At 59.1% G+C, this 15,451-nt stretch carries 18 protein-coding genes; 8 read left to right on the forward strand and 10 right to left on the reverse strand.

Annotation, left to right across the window (positions count from 1 at the left end):
- Positions 1-243 precede the first annotated feature (243 nt).
- Positions 244-828: a hypothetical protein gene (locus AC1RT4_RS15320; protein ID WP_493086050.1), complete on the forward strand. Its 585-nt coding sequence runs from the start codon at positions 244-246 to the stop codon at positions 826-828.
- A gap of 163 nt (positions 829-991) precedes the next feature.
- Here AC1RT4_RS15320 and AC1RT4_RS15325 read toward each other — a convergent pair whose 3' ends face one another.
- Together AC1RT4_RS15325 and AC1RT4_RS15330 are read right to left on the reverse strand one after the other, a co-directional pair.
- Entirely contained in the window at positions 992-2,209 is a 1,218-nt protein-coding gene (locus AC1RT4_RS15325) for an argininosuccinate synthase (RefSeq protein WP_007953201.1), read from the reverse strand.
- 129 nt (positions 2,210-2,338) lie between these two features.
- Positions 2,339-3,247, reverse strand: coding sequence for a flagellar protein MotY (locus AC1RT4_RS15330; protein ID WP_493086052.1), 909 nt, complete (start codon positions 3,245-3,247; stop codon positions 2,339-2,341).
- A gap of 160 nt (positions 3,248-3,407) precedes the next feature.
- Between AC1RT4_RS15330 and pyrC the strand changes: the two genes are divergently transcribed.
- Positions 3,408-4,454, forward strand: a complete 1,047-nt coding sequence (gene pyrC / locus AC1RT4_RS15335; RefSeq protein WP_039765844.1) for a dihydroorotase — start codon at positions 3,408-3,410, stop codon at positions 4,452-4,454.
- Entirely contained in the window at positions 4,451-5,125 is a 675-nt protein-coding gene (rnt, locus tag AC1RT4_RS15340; RefSeq protein ID WP_007953196.1) for a ribonuclease T, read from the forward strand. Before pyrC ends, rnt begins: the two co-directional genes overlap by 4 nt.
- Positions 5,126-5,199: 74 nt before the next feature.
- Here rnt and AC1RT4_RS15345 read toward each other — a convergent pair whose 3' ends face one another.
- Entirely contained in the window at positions 5,200-5,802 is a 603-nt protein-coding gene (locus AC1RT4_RS15345) for a peroxiredoxin (protein WP_007953195.1), read from the reverse strand.
- A gap of 291 nt (positions 5,803-6,093) precedes the next feature.
- On the opposite strand from AC1RT4_RS15345, the gene AC1RT4_RS15350 reads away from it, so the two are divergent.
- Complete coding sequence (locus tag AC1RT4_RS15350) at positions 6,094-6,312, forward strand: bacterioferritin-associated ferredoxin (protein WP_007953193.1); 219 nt, start codon at positions 6,094-6,096, stop codon at positions 6,310-6,312.
- A gap of 199 nt (positions 6,313-6,511) precedes the next feature.
- Positions 6,512-6,988 carry a bacterioferritin gene (bfr, locus tag AC1RT4_RS15355; RefSeq protein ID WP_007953192.1) on the forward strand — a complete coding sequence of 159 codons (477 nt, stop codon included), beginning with the start codon at positions 6,512-6,514 and terminating at the stop codon, positions 6,986-6,988.
- Positions 6,989-7,093: 105 nt separating this feature from the next.
- Here bfr and grxD read toward each other — a convergent pair whose 3' ends face one another.
- From grxD to plzR, 3 genes are all read right to left on the reverse strand, one after another.
- On the reverse strand, positions 7,094-7,435 hold the full coding sequence (grxD, locus tag AC1RT4_RS15360; RefSeq protein ID WP_003227729.1) for a Grx4 family monothiol glutaredoxin: 342 nt from the start codon (positions 7,433-7,435) through the stop codon (positions 7,094-7,096).
- A 97-nt stretch (positions 7,436-7,532) separates the two neighbouring features.
- Positions 7,533-9,638 (reverse strand): molybdopterin oxidoreductase family protein, encoded by a 2,106-nt coding sequence (locus AC1RT4_RS15365; protein WP_493086056.1) that lies wholly within the window; start codon positions 9,636-9,638, stop codon positions 7,533-7,535.
- Positions 9,639-9,767: 129 nt separating this feature from the next.
- On the reverse strand, positions 9,768-10,058 hold the full coding sequence (gene plzR / locus AC1RT4_RS15370) for a PlzR type 4 pili assembly inhibitor (protein WP_007953190.1): 291 nt from the start codon (positions 10,056-10,058) through the stop codon (positions 9,768-9,770).
- Between the two features lie 406 nt (positions 10,059-10,464).
- On the opposite strand from plzR, the gene argF reads away from it, so the two are divergent.
- Together argF and AC1RT4_RS15380 are read left to right on the forward strand one after the other, a co-directional pair.
- Positions 10,465-11,385 (forward strand): ornithine carbamoyltransferase, encoded by a 921-nt coding sequence (gene argF / locus AC1RT4_RS15375; protein WP_115079058.1) that lies wholly within the window; start codon positions 10,465-10,467, stop codon positions 11,383-11,385.
- A complete protein-coding gene (locus tag AC1RT4_RS15380; protein WP_179693896.1) occupies positions 11,382-12,491 on the forward strand; it encodes an ABC transporter ATP-binding protein in 1,110 nt (369 codons plus the stop codon). Before argF ends, AC1RT4_RS15380 begins: the two co-directional genes overlap by 4 nt.
- Before the next feature lie 50 nt (positions 12,492-12,541).
- Here the strand turns inward: AC1RT4_RS15380 and AC1RT4_RS15385 are convergent, their stop codons facing one another.
- The 4 genes from AC1RT4_RS15385 to AC1RT4_RS15400 all read right to left on the reverse strand — a co-directional run bounded on the left by AC1RT4_RS15385 (position 12,542) and on the right by AC1RT4_RS15400 (position 15,048).
- On the reverse strand, positions 12,542-13,747 hold the full coding sequence (locus AC1RT4_RS15385; protein WP_493086059.1) for an ISL3 family transposase: 1,206 nt from the start codon (positions 13,745-13,747) through the stop codon (positions 12,542-12,544).
- Positions 13,748-13,859: 112 nt separating this feature from the next.
- Complete coding sequence (locus tag AC1RT4_RS15390; protein WP_007951563.1) at positions 13,860-14,066, reverse strand: hypothetical protein; 207 nt, start codon at positions 14,064-14,066, stop codon at positions 13,860-13,862.
- 12 nt (positions 14,067-14,078) lie between these two features.
- The gene (locus AC1RT4_RS15395; protein ID WP_207983335.1) at positions 14,079-14,285 is read right to left on the reverse strand and encodes a DUF6021 family protein; all 207 of its coding nucleotides are present in this window, start codon (positions 14,283-14,285) and stop codon (positions 14,079-14,081) included.
- Between the two features lie 91 nt (positions 14,286-14,376).
- A complete protein-coding gene (locus AC1RT4_RS15400; protein ID WP_480393662.1) occupies positions 14,377-15,048 on the reverse strand; it encodes a peptidase C39 family protein in 672 nt (223 codons plus the stop codon).
- Positions 15,049-15,279: 231 nt separating this feature from the next.
- On the opposite strand from AC1RT4_RS15400, the gene AC1RT4_RS15405 reads away from it, so the two are divergent.
- Positions 15,280-15,447, forward strand: a complete 168-nt coding sequence (locus AC1RT4_RS15405) for a hypothetical protein (RefSeq protein ID WP_493086062.1) — start codon at positions 15,280-15,282, stop codon at positions 15,445-15,447.
- Positions 15,448-15,451 lie beyond the last annotated feature (4 nt).

Here is a 15,451-nt window from a genome sequence, read left to right on the forward strand (position 1 = left end):
GGAAGTTCGCCTCTGTCTCGCCTTCTGCGAGGGCGCTCACAACACAATGAAAAATCCTGAACCGGAGATCAACGACCAAAAATTAAAAACAACTGAAAAAACTGAAACAACTTACACATATCACACTTCTGAAATTTAATATAAACACCAAAGACCGATAGCCGTATTTACCCGACCACTTTTAATACGGCAATCCCAAATCAACCAAGACGACGAGAAAGACCATAATCATGAGTAAAGCCCATGCTAAAGATCAACAAGAGAATCACCAACCCCATCAGCGTTATCGCCATCTTCGCCTTTATATCGGAGACTTCCGCTGCAGTTTCCCTGCCCTTCCTCGACAATGACGAGCGGGAGATCTATATCTGGTTTCTGATCAGCTTTCCGTTCTACCTCTTATTTTTGTTCTTCATCACACTCAACTTCAATTACCGCTCTCTCTATGCTCCCTCCGACTTTGACAATGACAAAAACTTCCTCAAGGCTTTCGAAGAAGAATACACACCAACAAACGAGGCAATATCTGCGCCATCGAACATCGAACCGAACACGATAAAACTCCCAAAATCGGTAACCCGGATGTGCATCATCGACATTCGAAAGACACATACCGAATTGGAAATAGAGGAGCTATTGAAAAAACTCCTGCATCCAAACAAGCACTCGCCGAGACTACTCCTTTTTTTAACCGACTCAGTGTCAGACATTTTACTCAAAGAAAATATCGACACTTTGACCAAACAAGGCAGACACTCCCACAGAGCAACGCCCTGTATTATTTACGACACTTATTCATTGAACACATGCGTACTCGGAAAAATTTGAAAGAGAATAAAACGCGGAACAAGAGTCCCATGCAATGCACGATACGCAGTTGAAGGACACAGGAGCGTTGAACGATAACGATCAGCCAAAGGAGAGGGACATCAAAACAAAAACGGCCTTGTCACTACGACAAGGCCGTTTTTTCACATCAGGCCCGAAGGACTCAGAACAGCTTGCGGCCCTTGTTGGCAGCAATGCGCATGCGCAGCGCGTTGAGCTTGATGAAGCCCGCCGCGTCAGCCTGGTTGTAGGCGCCGCCGTCTTCTTCGAAGGTCGCGATGTTGGCGTCGAACAGCGAATCGTCGGACTTGCGGCCGGTCACGATCACGTTGCCCTTGTACAGCTTCAGACGCACAACGCCGTTCACGTTGACCTGGGAGGCGTCGATCATCTGTTGCAGCATCAGACGCTCAGGGCTCCACCAGTAACCGGTGTAGATCAGGCTGGCGTACTTCGGCATCAACTCGTCTTTCAAGTGAGCGACTTCGCGGTCCAGGGTGATCGATTCGATGGCGCGGTGAGCGCGCAGCATGATGGTGCCACCCGGGGTTTCGTAGCAGCCACGGGACTTCATGCCGACGTAACGGTTCTCGACGATGTCCAGACGGCCGATGCCGTGTTCGCCACCGATCTTGTTCAGCGTCGCCAGCACGGTGGCCGGGGTCATTTCGACGCCGTCCAGCGCGACGATGTCGCCGTTGCGGTAGGTCAGTTCCAGATACTGCGGGGTGTCGGGAGCCTTCTCCGGGGAGACGGTCCAGCGCCACATGTCTTCTTCGTGCTCGGTCCAGGTGTCTTCCAGCACGCCGCCTTCATAGGAGATGTGCAGCAGGTTGGCATCCATCGAGTACGGGGATTTCTTCTTGCCGTGACGCTCGATCGGGATCGCGTGCTTCTCGGCGTAGTCCATCAGCTTCTCGCGGGACAGCAGGTCCCACTCGCGCCAAGGGGCGATCACTTTCACGCCTGGCTTGAGCGCGTAGGCACCCAGTTCGAAACGGACCTGGTCATTGCCCTTGCCGGTTGCGCCGTGGGAAATGGCGTCGGCGCCGGTTTCGTTGGCGATTTCGATCAGACGCTTGGCGATCAGCGGACGCGCGATGGAAGTACCCAGCAGGTACTCGCCTTCGTAAACGGTGTTGGCGCGGAACATCGGGAACACGAAGTCACGCACGAATTCTTCGCGCAGGTCGTCGATGTAGATTTCTTTGACGCCCATGGCCTGCGCCTTGGCGCGAGCCGGCTCGACTTCTTCGCCCTGACCCAGGTCAGCGGTGAAGGTCACGACTTCACAGTTATAAGTATCCTGCAGCCACTTGAGGATCACCGAAGTGTCCAGGCCGCCGGAATACGCCAGAACGACCTTGTTTACGTCCGCCATGCCATCACTCCACGGGGTTCTACGGAAAGCCGAGGAGTCTACCGCTCAAACGCGATAATTTACAGAGGCGCGACAGCTTAAGACGACAAAGCGACAGAATCTGTCGAGAGGGCGACGATGACCGGCAGGTCAGGAAGTCGCCGCAGTGTTGGCAGGCGTGCTGGCCTGAGGCGCCGGAGCAGTCGTCGGTGCCACACGAGCCAGGTGCACGTTGACCCGGCGGTTCTTGGCCCGGTTGGCGGCATTGGTGTTCGGCACCAGAGGATAACGCTCACCATGGAAACGCACGGTGATCTGCGATTCCTGGATACCGTTGGCCTTGAAGAAGTCGACCACGGCCAGCGCGCGGCGGCGAGACAGTTCACGATTGGTCAGGCGATTGCCACTGTTGTCGGAGTGGCCGTCGAGTTCGATGTGATTGACCGTCGGATCGGCCTTCATGTACTCGAGCATCACTTGCAGCTTGGCCTTGGCGGCGGCGTCCAGTTCAATACCCTCGCCGGGGAAGCCGATCTGCGATTGTTTGACCTGATCGAAATTCTGCGGGAGCAGTTTCGCCACGCAGGTCTGGTAGTCATTGAACGCCTTGCTGAACTTGACCGGCAACAGGCGTACTTCAGACACACGACCATCGCCCGATGCCCGACGTACCACCGGACTGCGACCGTCCATGAGCCCGCTGATCAGTTGCCCGGCCTGGGACTGAGAACTGCTGAACAGCACGTTGCCGCTGCCCAGTCGAACCGTGCCCAGATTGATATCGCCACGTCCCGGCTGCCACGGCGCGGCCGCTGCCAGCAAGGTCGCCGATCCACCGCCGAGCATGGCGTTGTAGGCGTTCAGGCGAAAGGTCGCCTGCTCGCCGGCCTTGCGCACGAATTGCCCCGAGCCGAAGTCGGTGATCGGCTGTGTCAGACGGCACTCGAACTTGTCGCCCTCGACCGTCCACTCAATGTTCTCCAGACGGGTCTGGTAGGTCAGTGCCATCGCGGGAAGGCTGGCAAACACACTGAGCAAGGCTAAATATCGCTGGCGCACGGGAGGCTCCATTGGCTTCTACAACAAAAAAGACCGAGACATACATCTTTACGGCATACCTATGGGATATCGGACGCTCGTCGCAAAACTTGATAGCGAGTGCCTGCAAGAGTCTTTTCCGGTAGCATTCGCCTCAGTTTGACCCGCCTGGAATCCCCTCATGTCCGACCGCCTGACCCTGCTGCGTCCCGACGACTGGCACATTCATCTTCGCGATGGTGCCGTGTTGACCAATACCGTTGCGGATGTCGCGCGCACCTTTGGTCGCGCCATCATCATGCCCAACCTGGTACCTCCGGTGCGCAACGCCGCTGAAGCCGACGGCTATCGCCAGCGGATTCTCGCTGCCCGCCCGGCCGGCAGTCGTTTCGAGCCGCTGATGGTGCTGTACCTCACCGACCGCACCCAGCCCGAAGAAATCCGTGAGGCCAAGGCCAGCGGTTTCGTGCACGCCGCCAAGCTGTACCCGGCCGGCGCCACCACCAACTCCGATTCCGGGGTCACCAGCATCGACAAGATTTTCCCGGCGCTGGAAGCCATGGCCGAAGTCGGCATGCCGCTGTTGATCCACGGTGAAGTCACCCGTGGCGACGTCGACGTGTTCGACCGCGAAAAAATCTTCATCGATGAGCACATGCGCCGCGTCGTCGAGCGTTTCCCGACGCTGAAAGTGGTGTTCGAACACATCACCACCGGCGATGCCGTGCAGTTCGTCAACGAGGCTTCGGCCAACGTTGGCGCGACGATCACCGCGCATCACCTGCTCTACAACCGCAACCACATGCTGGTGGGCGGAATTCGGCCGCACTTCTATTGCCTGCCGATCCTCAAGCGCAACACGCACCAGGAAGCCCTGCTCGACGCCGCCACCAGCGGCAGCGCGAAGTTCTTCCTGGGTACCGACTCGGCGCCGCACGCCCAGCACGCCAAGGAAGCCGCCTGCGGCTGCGCCGGCTGCTACACCGCGTACGCCGCCATCGAGCTGTATGCCGAAGCCTTTGAGCAGCGCAATGCGCTGGACAAGCTCGAAGCGTTCGCCAGCCTCAACGGCCCGCGTTTCTACGGCCTGCCGGCGAACACCGATCGCATCACCCTGGTTCGTGACGAATGGACCGCCCCGACCAGCCTGCCTTTCGGCGAGCTGACCGTTATCCCGCTGCGCGCCGGTGAAAAACTGCGCTGGCGCCTGCTGGAGGAACACGCGTGAGTGAAGACCATTTCGACGACGAACTGGACGGTCAAGGTGGCGGCGGTTCGCGCCATCCAATGGCAGCACGCTTTCGCGGCTACCTGCCGGTTGTCGTCGACGTAGAAACCGGTGGCTTCAACTCGGCCACCGACGCTCTGCTGGAGATTGCCGCGACCACCATCGCCATGGATGAAAAGGGTTTTGTCTACCCGGATCACACCTACTTCTTCCGCGTCGAGCCGTTCGAAGGCGCCAACGTTGAAGCGGCGGCACTGGAGTTCACCGGGATCAAGCTCGATCACCCGTTGCGCATGGCCGTCAGCGAAGAGACGGCGCTGACCGACATCTTCCGCGGTGTGCGCAAGGCCCTGAAGGCCAACGGCTGCAAGCGGGCGATTCTGGTCGGCCACAACAGCAGCTTCGACCTGGGCTTCCTCAACGCCGCCGTCGCGCGGCTGGACATGAAGCGCAACCCGTTCCACCCGTTCTCCAGCTTCGATACCGCGACCCTCGCCGGTCTGGCGTACGGCCAGACCGTATTGGCCAAGGCCTGTCAGGCAGCCGACATCGACTTCGACGGCCGTGAGGCGCACTCCGCGCGTTACGACACCGAGAAGACGGCCGAGCTGTTCTGCGGCATCGTCAACCGCTGGAAACAGATGGGCGGCTGGGAAGACTTCGACGACTGATCCTCGTCGGGTTTCTTCCGAGCATGAAAAAACCGGCCACATGGGCCGGTTTTTTTGTACCTCGACATTGCGCCTTACAGGGCAGCAGCGTTCTCGGTCAGGTAAGCCGCAACGCCTTCTGGCGAAGCGTTCATGCCTTTGTCGCCTTTTTTCCAGTTGGCAGGGCAGACTTCGCCGTGCTCTTCGTGGAATTGCAGCGCGTCGACCAGACGGATCAGCTCTTCCATGTTACGGCCCAGCGGCAGGTCGTTGACGATCTGCGAACGGACGACGCCTTTGTCGTCGATCAGGAACGCGCCACGGAAAGCCACGCCGCCTTCGGATTCAACGTCGTAGGCCTTGGCGATGTCGTGCTTCATGTCGGCAGCCATGGTGTATTTCACCTGACCGATGCCGCCATTGTTGACCGGGGTGTTGCGCCAGGCGTTGTGGGTGAAGTGCGAGTCGATCGACACGGCGATCACTTCTACGTTGCGTGCCTTGAAGTCGGCCATGCGGTTGTCCAGAGCGATCAGCTCGGACGGGCAGACGAAGGTGAAGTCCAGCGGGTAGAAGAACACCAGGCCGTATTTGCCTTTGATGGCCGAGGACAGGGTGAAGCTGTCAACGATCTCGCCATTGCCGAGTACGGCCGGGACGGTGAAGTCAGGGGCTTGTTTGCCTACGAGTACGCTCATTGATATCTCCTGGTGTAAAAACTTGAAGTTCAGGGTTCGGGCCAGCCTGCCACCCTCAGGCGACAGCCCTGTGACACGAACCCCCTTCGCAAGGGCCGACCATCATACACTGCGTTTTTCGACTGTCCTCAAAGGTTTTTCGCGAAATCCGGGCTGGCATTCAGCCATGCACCACCGTTCGTCAGTCACAGGCGTTGGTGATGAAAACCACTGGGAAAGCACTTTGACAATCATTCTCGTTAACATTAAGATCCATCGCAATTGAGTCACAACCAGCGACGGTTCTCACTTATGTATGTTTGCCTCTGCACTGGCGTCACCGACGGACAGATCCGCGAAGCGATCTATGAAGGTTGCTGCAGCTATAAAGAAGTCCGTCAGGCCACCGGCGTAGCCAGCCAATGCGGCAAATGTGCGTGCCTGGCGAAGGAAGTGGTTCGCGAAACCCTGACCAAGCTGCAAACCGCCCAGGCAGCGATCCCCTACCCGGCAGAATTTACCGCCGCGTAATTATCCCGAATTCGAAGAGCCGGACTTATGTCCGGTTTTTTTATGCCTGAAAATCAACTGCTTAGCGTCTAGACGCGGAACACAAACATTCTTATTCCGATTAATTTTCATTTATTATTCAATAACTTAGGTTTGACACTTATAAATACCAAGCTCAAACTCTGCCTTATATACCGCTACTTAGGGCAGGACTCCCATCATGAAAGGCGACGTAACAGTCATCCAGCATCTCAACAAGATCCTTGCCAATGAGCTGGTCGCGATCAATCAGTACTTCCTGCATGCGCGCATGTATGAAGATTGGGGCCTGAACAAGCTCGGCAAGCACGAGTACAAAGAATCCATCGACGAGATGAAGCACGCGGACAAGCTGATCAAGCGCATCCTGTTCCTCGAAGGCCTGCCGAACGTGCAGGACCTGGGCAAGCTGCACATCGGCGAGCACACCAAGGAAATGCTGGAGTGCGACCTGCGTATCGAGAAGACCGGCCATGCCGACCTCAAGGTCGCCATCGCCCACTGCGAATCCGTCGGTGACTTCGGCAGCCGCGAACTGCTCGAAGACATTCTGGAATCCGAAGAAGAACATATCGACTGGCTGGAAACCCAACTGGGCCTGATCGATAAAGTCGGTCTTGAGAACTATCTGCAATCGCAGATGGGCGAAGACGAGTAATTAGCCAGCGCTAAACTCGAGACACTAAAAAGCCCCGCCCTCTTTCGAGAGGCGGGGCTTTTTATTGCCCGGACTTCAGCTCGCCGAAATCCGGGCAGAAGCCAATCAGGCTTCGGACTTGGCCGCAGCAGCCTTGGCGGATGCTTCCTTGACCAGAGTCTGCAGCTCACCGTTGGCGAACATTTCAGCCATGATGTCGCTGCCGCCGACCAGTTCACCGCCGACCCACAGTTGCGGGAAAGTCGGCCAGTTGGCGTACTTCGGCAGGTTGGCGCGGATTTCCGGGTTCTGCAGGATGTCGACGTAGGCGAACTTCTCGCCACAGCCCATCACAGCCTGCGCAGCTTTCGCGGAGAAGCCACACTGCGGGGCATTCGGCGAGCCTTTCATGTAAAGCAGAATGGTGTTGTTGGCAATCTGCTCTTTAATCGTTTCGATGATATCCATGGAGCACCTCGGCTGAACTTTCCGACTCATGGGTCGGCACGGTGGCGCATTGTAACGGAATCCCGAGCGCGCTGCTCGGTCTCCCCGACAGACTTGCTTACGCCGCCGCCACCGTCACCGGCACGCCGTTGAGCGCCGCGTTGCCCGAGAGCTCGTCGAGCTGGCACTCATCGGTCAGGTCATTGGCACTGGAGCCCGGTTGGCCGCTGGCAATCGCCATCTGCACACCCGGCCGGGCATGACCCCATCCATGCGGCAGGCTGACCACGCCCTTCATCATGTCCGCACTGCCCAGTACTTCGACCTCGATCTGGCCGACCCGTGAACTCACGCGCACAAGCTGACCGTCACTGAGCCCGCGACTGGCGAGATCGTCCGGGTTCATCAGCAGCTGATGACGTGGCTTGCCCTTCACCAGCCGATGGTAATTGTGCATCCACGAATTGTTGCTGCGCACATGACGGCGGCCGATCATCAATAGCTCATCGGCGGCGGGTGCCTGCAACGCGGCGAACCGCGCCAGGTCAGCCAGGATTTCCGGCGGCGCCGCCTGAACTCGTTGATTGGCGGTCTTCAATCGCGATGTCAGGTTGGGTTTGAGAGCTCCCAGATCAACACCGTGCGGATGATCGAACAGCGTCGCAAGCGACAATCTTTGCTCGGATGCATCGCCATACAGGCCCATGCGTAATCCCATGTCGATCATCTTCGCCGGCGCCATCGTCGGCTTCAGTTCCTTGCCGGTCTTCGCGGCGAAGGCCTTGGCCAGGCCGACGAAGATTTCCCAGTCGTGCAGCGCCCCTTCGGGTTTGGCAAGGATCGCCCGGTTGAACCGGGTGACGTTGCGCACCGCGAACAGGTTGAAGGTGGTGTCGTAGTGATCGTTCTCCAGCGCCGAGGTCGACGGCAGGATCAGGTCGGCATAGCGCGTGGTTTCGTTGATGTACAGATCGACGCTGACCATGAACTCCAGCCCGTCCAGCGCCTGCTCCAGTTGCCGGCCGTTGGGCGTGGACAGGACCGGATTGCCGGCCACGGTAATCAGCGCGCGGATCTGTCCCTCGCCTTCGGTGAGCATTTCTTCAGCCAGCGCCGAGACCGGTAGCTCACCGCCGTACTCGGGACGTCCGGACACGCGGCTCTGCCATTTGTTGAAGTGCCCGCCCGAAGTGGACGCCACCAGATCCACCGCAGGCTCGGTGCACAAGGCACCGCCGACGCGGTCCAGGTTGCCGGTGACCAGATTGATCAACTGCACGACCCAATGACACAGCGTGCCGAAGGCCTGAGTGGATACACCCATCCGGCCGTAGCAAACGGCACTTGGTGCAGCGGCGAAGTCCCGGGCCAGCTGGCGGATCTGTTCGGCGGAAACGGCGCACAACGGGCTCATGGCTTCGGCAGTGAACCCCGCCACCGCTGCGCGCACTTCGTCCAGACCGTCCACCGGCAAATGACTGTCAGACGTCAGCCCTTCGCTGAACAGTGTGTTGAGCACACCAAACAATAACGCTGCATCGCCACCGGGACGCACGAACAAATGCTGGTCGGCCATCGCCGCCGTCTCGCTGCGCCGTGGATCGACCACCACCACTTTACCGCCTCGGGCCTGGATCGCCTTCAGACGCTTCTCGACATCCGGCACAGTCATGATGCTGCCGTTGGACGCCAGCGGATTACCGCCCAGGATCAGCATGAAATCGGTGTGATCGATATCCGGGATTGGCAGCAGCAGGCCGTGGCCGTACATCAAGTAGCTGGTCAGGTGATGGGGCAGTTGATCGACCGACGTAGCCGAATAGCGGTTGCGGGTTTTCAATAGGCCGAGGAAATAATTGCTGTGGGTCATCAGCCCGTAGTTATGCACGCTGGGGTTGCCCTGATACACGGCGACCGCGTTCTGCCCATGACGCTCCTGAATCGCCGAGAGTTTTTCGGCGACCAGCTCGAACGCTTCGTCCCACTCGATGGGCAGCCATTCGCTGCCGACCCTGCGCATCGGCTGGCGCAGGCGATCCGGATCGTTCTGGATATCTTGCAGCGCCACGGCCTTGGGGCAGATGTGCCCACGACTGAACGTGTCCAGGGCATCGCCCTTGATCGAGGTGATCTGCACCTGGCCGTCGGTTTCGGTGGTTTCAATGGTCAAGCCGCAGATGGCTTCACACAGGTGGCAGGCACGGTGATGGAGAGTCTTGGTCATGGCCAGTCTCTGTCTTGTTCTGGGCAGGCAATCACGCCTGCGGGAACAAAACTATGGCCCGCGACCCGGTGCAGCGCCAGCGACGTTCGTCTTGTGAATCGGCGGCCATCAGGCCGGCCGATAGACGCGTCAGTTCGCCGGAAGCTGGGGCGGCGCAGCCAGCTGGATTTCCTGGATGGTCTCGATCTGCTCGTGGGCGACGTGGACGCCGGTGAGTTCGCCGATCAGTCGCCAGTGCTCGTCGAGCCCGGCGCTGATGGTCGCCATGCGATCGATCATCTGCCGGCTGGCGGCCTTGACCACGTCGTCATCGCTGCGCAACAGTTCGAAGGACATCGAGGTCATCGAGGCGGTTAGGTGGGTCAATGAGCGTGCCGTGTGGCCCAGCAGTTCCATTAACAGTTTTTCTTTCGATTCCATGCGGAGGCTTCCTGCGTCGCTCGTGATTTATTTATAACCCAGCACTTTGCTTTAGCAAATGTTTCAACCTGCGCATCCGACCAAGCGAACCGGTGGCTCAACGGTCGCAAACCGACCAGAGCTGTGCCATCCCCGCCGCGCCGGATTGCCAAGCCCGGTGGGGCCAGTGTACAAATGCCTCGCTGCCCTCTCGAAAACTGACCGGAAATCACAGTGTTCGCACTGTTATCACTCCGGCGCATTTGTGCAAAAACCGTAGCCTATTGGAAAAACGCGACATTTAGTGTCAATATCGCGCCTCCCCCTATTTCGTCGCCCCCGTGCGGCTTACGCCGCAGGTCTCGCCCGTTGTTCCGATAAACAAGGCTTTGAGCATCTGCGGTTTGTAGCAAAAAGGTAGTCAATGATGAGCGCAAGGCACTTTCTCTCCCTGATGGATTGCACGCCCGAAGAGCTGGTCAGCGTGATCCGTCGAGGCGTTGAGCTCAAGGACCTGCGTAACCGCGGCGTACTGTTCGAGCCTCTGAAAAACCGCGTCCTGGGGATGATCTTCGAGAAATCCTCGACCCGTACCCGGATCTCCTTCGAGGCCGGCATGATCCAGCTCGGCGGCCAGGCGATCTTCCTGTCGCCGCGCGACACCCAGCTGGGCCGTGGCGAGCCGATCGGCGACTGCGCCATCGTCATGTCGAGCATGCTCGACGCGGTGATGATCCGTACCTTTGCCCACAGCACCCTGACCGAATTTGCCGCCAACTCCCGCGTACCAGTGATCAACGGCCTGTCCGATGACCTGCACCCGTGCCAGTTGCTGGCCGACATGCAGACCTTCCTCGAACACCGCGGCTCGATCCAGGGCAAGACCGTGGCCTGGATCGGCGACGGCAACAACATGTGCAACAGCTATATAGAAGCGGCGATCCAGTTCGACTTCCAGTTGCGCGTGGCCTGCCCGGAAGGCTATGAGCCAAACCCTGAATTCGTGGCCAAGGCCGGTGACCGCGTGACCATCGTCCGCGACCCGCAAGACGCCGTGCGCGGCGCGCATCTGGTGAGCACCGACGTCTGGACCTCCATGGGCCAGGAAGAGGAAACCGCCAAGCGCCTCAAGCTGTTCGCGCCGTATCAGGTCACCCGCGCCCTGCTCGACCTCGCGGCCGAGGACGTGTTATTCCTGCACTGTCTGCCCGCCCACCGCGGCGAAGAAATCAGCCTCGACCTGCTTGATGACCCGCGCTCCGTCGCCTGGGATCAGGCAGAAAACCGTCTCCACGCACAGAAGGCCCTGCTCGAGTTCCTCGTTGAACCGGCATATCACCACGCATGAGCCATGAATTACTGCTGAACCTGCGCAACCTCGCTTGCGGCTATCAAGATCAACGTGTGGTGCAGAACCTCAATCTGCACCTCAACGCTGGCGACATCGGTTGCCTGCTCGGCTCCTCGGGCTGCGGCAAGACCACCACCCTGCGTGCGATTGCCGGTTTCGAACCGGTGCACGAAGGGGAAATCTCTCTCGGCGGTGAAGTGATCTCCAGCGCCGGTTTCACCCTCGCCCCGGAAAAACGCCGGATCGGCATGGTGTTCCAGGACTACGCGCTGTTCCCGCACCTGAGTGTCGCGGACAACATCGCCTTCGGTATCCGCAAGCACCCGAACAAGGAGCGCGTGACCGAAGAGCTGCTGGAACTGGTCAACCTGAAGAACCTCGGCAAACGCTTCCCCCACGAGTTGTCCGGCGGCCAGCAACAACGTGTCGCCCTCGCCCGCGCCCTGGCGCCGGAGCCGCAGCTGTTGCTGCTCGACGAGCCGTTCTCCAACCTCGATGGCGAGTTGCGCCGCAAGCTCAGCCACGAAGTGCGCGACATCCTCAAGGCCCGTGGCACCAGCGCGATTCTGGTGACTCACGACCAGGAAGAAGCCTTCGCCGTCAGCGATCACGTCGGCGTGTTCAAGGAAGGCCGGCTGGAGCAGTGGGATACGCCCTACAACCTCTATCACGAGCCGGCGACGCCATTTGTGGCCAGCTTTATCGGTCAGGGTTACTTCATTCGCGGCCAGCTCGGCAGCCCGGAATCGGTGCAGACCGAACTCGGCGAACTGCGCGGCAATCGCGCTTACACCTGGCCGATCGGTGGCGCAGTGGATGTGCTGCTGCGTCCGGACGACATCGTTTATGCGCCGGACAGTGGGTTGAAAGCGCGGATCGTCGGCAAGACCTTCCTCGGCGCCTCGACCCTGTATCGCCTGCAACTGCCGACCGGCGCACAGCTGGAGTCGATCTTCCCGAGCCATGCCGACCATCAGGTGGGTGCGGATGTCGGGATTCGGGTGGCAGCGGAACATCTGGTGCTGTTTCAGGCCTCCGGCAGCACCGCTGCGCAGATTCCGGCGGTGGAAAACGGCGTTCGCCGTTACAGCACCGCGCACTGATCTGCACACAAACAATGAGGGAGCCTGATGGCTCCCTTATTTTTGGTTCTTCACGGATTACCGGGAAAGACGCTCTTGATCTTCATGAAAAAGAATTCGCTATCCCGGTAACCGTACGCCATCCGCTTGATGACCTTTATTCGATTGTTTATTCCTTCCAACTGACCGGTGTGCATCGGCCAGCGAACCCGACTCACGATGCCCCGCCAGTAACCTTTTAGCCGTTTGGCAAACTGGATCAGGGCCGGAATTTCGCTTTCATGAGCATGGCGCAGCCACTGCTTCCAGGCCGATCTCCAGGCCCAGGCGGTACTCGGTGCCCAGAGTATTTTGAGTTCAGCCTTCATCAAATAGACCGTCATCAGTGATTGGTTGGCTGCCAATAAATCCTGCAAGTGAACCTCTTGTTCAGGTGTTTTCAGATTCTGCGGATTGCGCAGCAACAGCCATCGCGCTTGTTTGATGACCTTGCGAGACGGCTTGTCGTGACGTAGCCGGTTGGCTTCGTCGACGCGGACCCGGTCAATGACCTCTCGGCCGTATTTGGCCACTACGTGAAACAGGTCGTAGACCACTCGTGCTTTCGGGCAGTGCTGACGAACTTCCAGGTCAAAAGCGGTGTTCATGTCCATCGCCACCGCTTCGATTTTGGCGCAACCTTCTGGCCCAAGCTCTTCGAAGAACGGTCTGACCGCGGCCCGACTGCGGCCTTCACCGATCCACAGAACCCGTCGTGTGTCGGCATCGAGCACAACGCTGGCGTAGCGATGTCCTTTGAACAGCGCGAATTCATCCATCACCAAACGTCGTGGTTGCGCCTTCGGCAGTTCGCTCAATACCGCCTGCAAGGCGCGACGCTCCAGCAATCTAACCGTGTCCCAATGCAGACCAAACATTTGGGCCACGTGCAGGGTGGGAAGGCGCTCGCAAGCCTGAATAACCGCATCGGCCAGGCGGCGCGTCATACGCGCATAGCGATCCAGCCAACTGACGGCCTCCATGCGTTTGCCACAATCGCGGCAGCCAACTCGCCTGAGCAAAACGTTGAGGCGTACCGCACGGCCAAGAATGGGCAAATCACGAACGACTCGCTCGCAATACTCATGAGTGGTTGAACAGGTTTTTTGGCAGCTGCCACAGGAAGGGAATCGGATGGCGTGGGGGGCTAGATCGATCTGGAGGGCGTCACCATCAGGCTTGATGTTGACGACAGAAAAGCCCTCCCAAAAAGGAAGGAAAGTATTAATATCGCGCATAAGAACGCCGGTTTGTTAGATGTGTTTGCTCGCACGAACATCATCAATCAAATCGGCGTTCTTGTTTCTGTGTTTCCCGGGATTCCGTGAAGAACCTTTTTCATGGGTGCACTCAGTCGTTGGGCAACGGCATCTTGTCGTCATCGGGAATGCCGTCACCGGCGCTCGGGTCGCGGGAATGCTCCGGCGTGACCACCGCCGGACGCGCCAAGGGATCGCGCAGAGGGCTCTCCGGATCCAGCACCGGATCAACTTCCGGCTCAGGCGTGGTGGGCACACTGTCAGGTTTGTGGTCGTCGAAACTCGAATCGGTACTCATACGCACCTCGCTTCAAGGCTTGAGATCAGCCAAGGGATCGTAAGGCTTGGCCGGACGCTTGGGATCATCGCCCGGACGCACATCCTTCGGCGCCTTCGCCGGGCCGACGGGATCGACTTGTGGGTCCTCAAGATCCGGCGAGTCCGGATCGAAGCCCAAGTCGTCACCACTGCCGTGCTCGGACGAATGCGGCCCGCTGGGTGAAGGTGGAATTGCCATGTTCGCCTCCTGAACTGGCCGGAAAATACCGGACGCTACAGTTCAGAAACGCGCGATCCACGAGGGTGCCCGACAAGCGACGAACGGAACCTCAGTGCGCCGCCAGCGCCTTCCTCGCCTGCGCCGCTTCCCGCTCCTGCCCTGCCTGGGCCAGTGCGTCGGCAGCCTTGAGCCAGCGCTGTTGATCGACCGCTGCCGGAATCTGCGTCGGTTTCTGGATCAACACTGCCCAGCCGCCGGACTTTTCGAGGGCCGACTCGAACGAGCTGAAGCTCATCAATTCACGGCGATTCATCCCGGCGCGCAGTAGCACCTTCTGCTTCAGACGATCGTAGCCGGAGAGGATCGCGTAGCGCGGCTCCGCCCAAAACGCCGAACCTTCGCTGAAACGCACCATCACCGGATACCCGGCCGCCACTTGAGTCAGCAGCGCTGGCAGATTGCTGTCCAGCGGATACACGACCATCCCATACTCACGCGCAAGGCTCTGCAGATTCTGCTGCAACTTGTCCTCAGCGCCCGGCAAGTGCAGCGGCTTTTCCAGCAACCCCGGGGTAATCACGATGCCCTGCTGCGACAGCAGACTCGCCAGTACTTGCGGCCCACTTTGATTGGCCTCACCGCGATAGAACGTGCCGCTGAGCTCGACCCGCTCCGGCAGTCGCTTGACCTCCGGCGCCACACTGCCCGCACACCCCACCAATGCTGTCACGCAACCGGCCACCAGCAGCGCCGCGCGAATCCGGGAAAATAGCTGCACCATCGTTACTCTCTTGATCAGTTACCGGTCATCGTGTTCCGGCTTGGTCGAGGATCATAGGACGGCGCCACGCTGCGGTATAGCCCAAAGCGGCAGATGCATCGGCTGCATAGAGCGAACTGATTGGTCACCACCGACCTTTGGTCAATAGCCTGAAACACGCCAGCGACTAGACTGTCATTCAGACAAGAGCCAAAGAAAGAGCGCCCGACGCAGGGCAAAGAGGAGGCACAGATGAGCCTGACCATGACCATCGTAATGCTGATTGCCGGCTGGCTGGCCGTTGCCGCCGCCATGCTGTGGGGCGTGTTGCGGATTTCCCGCCGCCATCACCACCCGGTACAACCTGCACCGACCCGGAAGATCGAGAAACACGACGCCCTTCACGCCACCGCGCACTGACTTT

The sequence above is a fragment of the Pseudomonas sp. GW821-FHT11D10 genome (genome assembly GCF_058808435.1).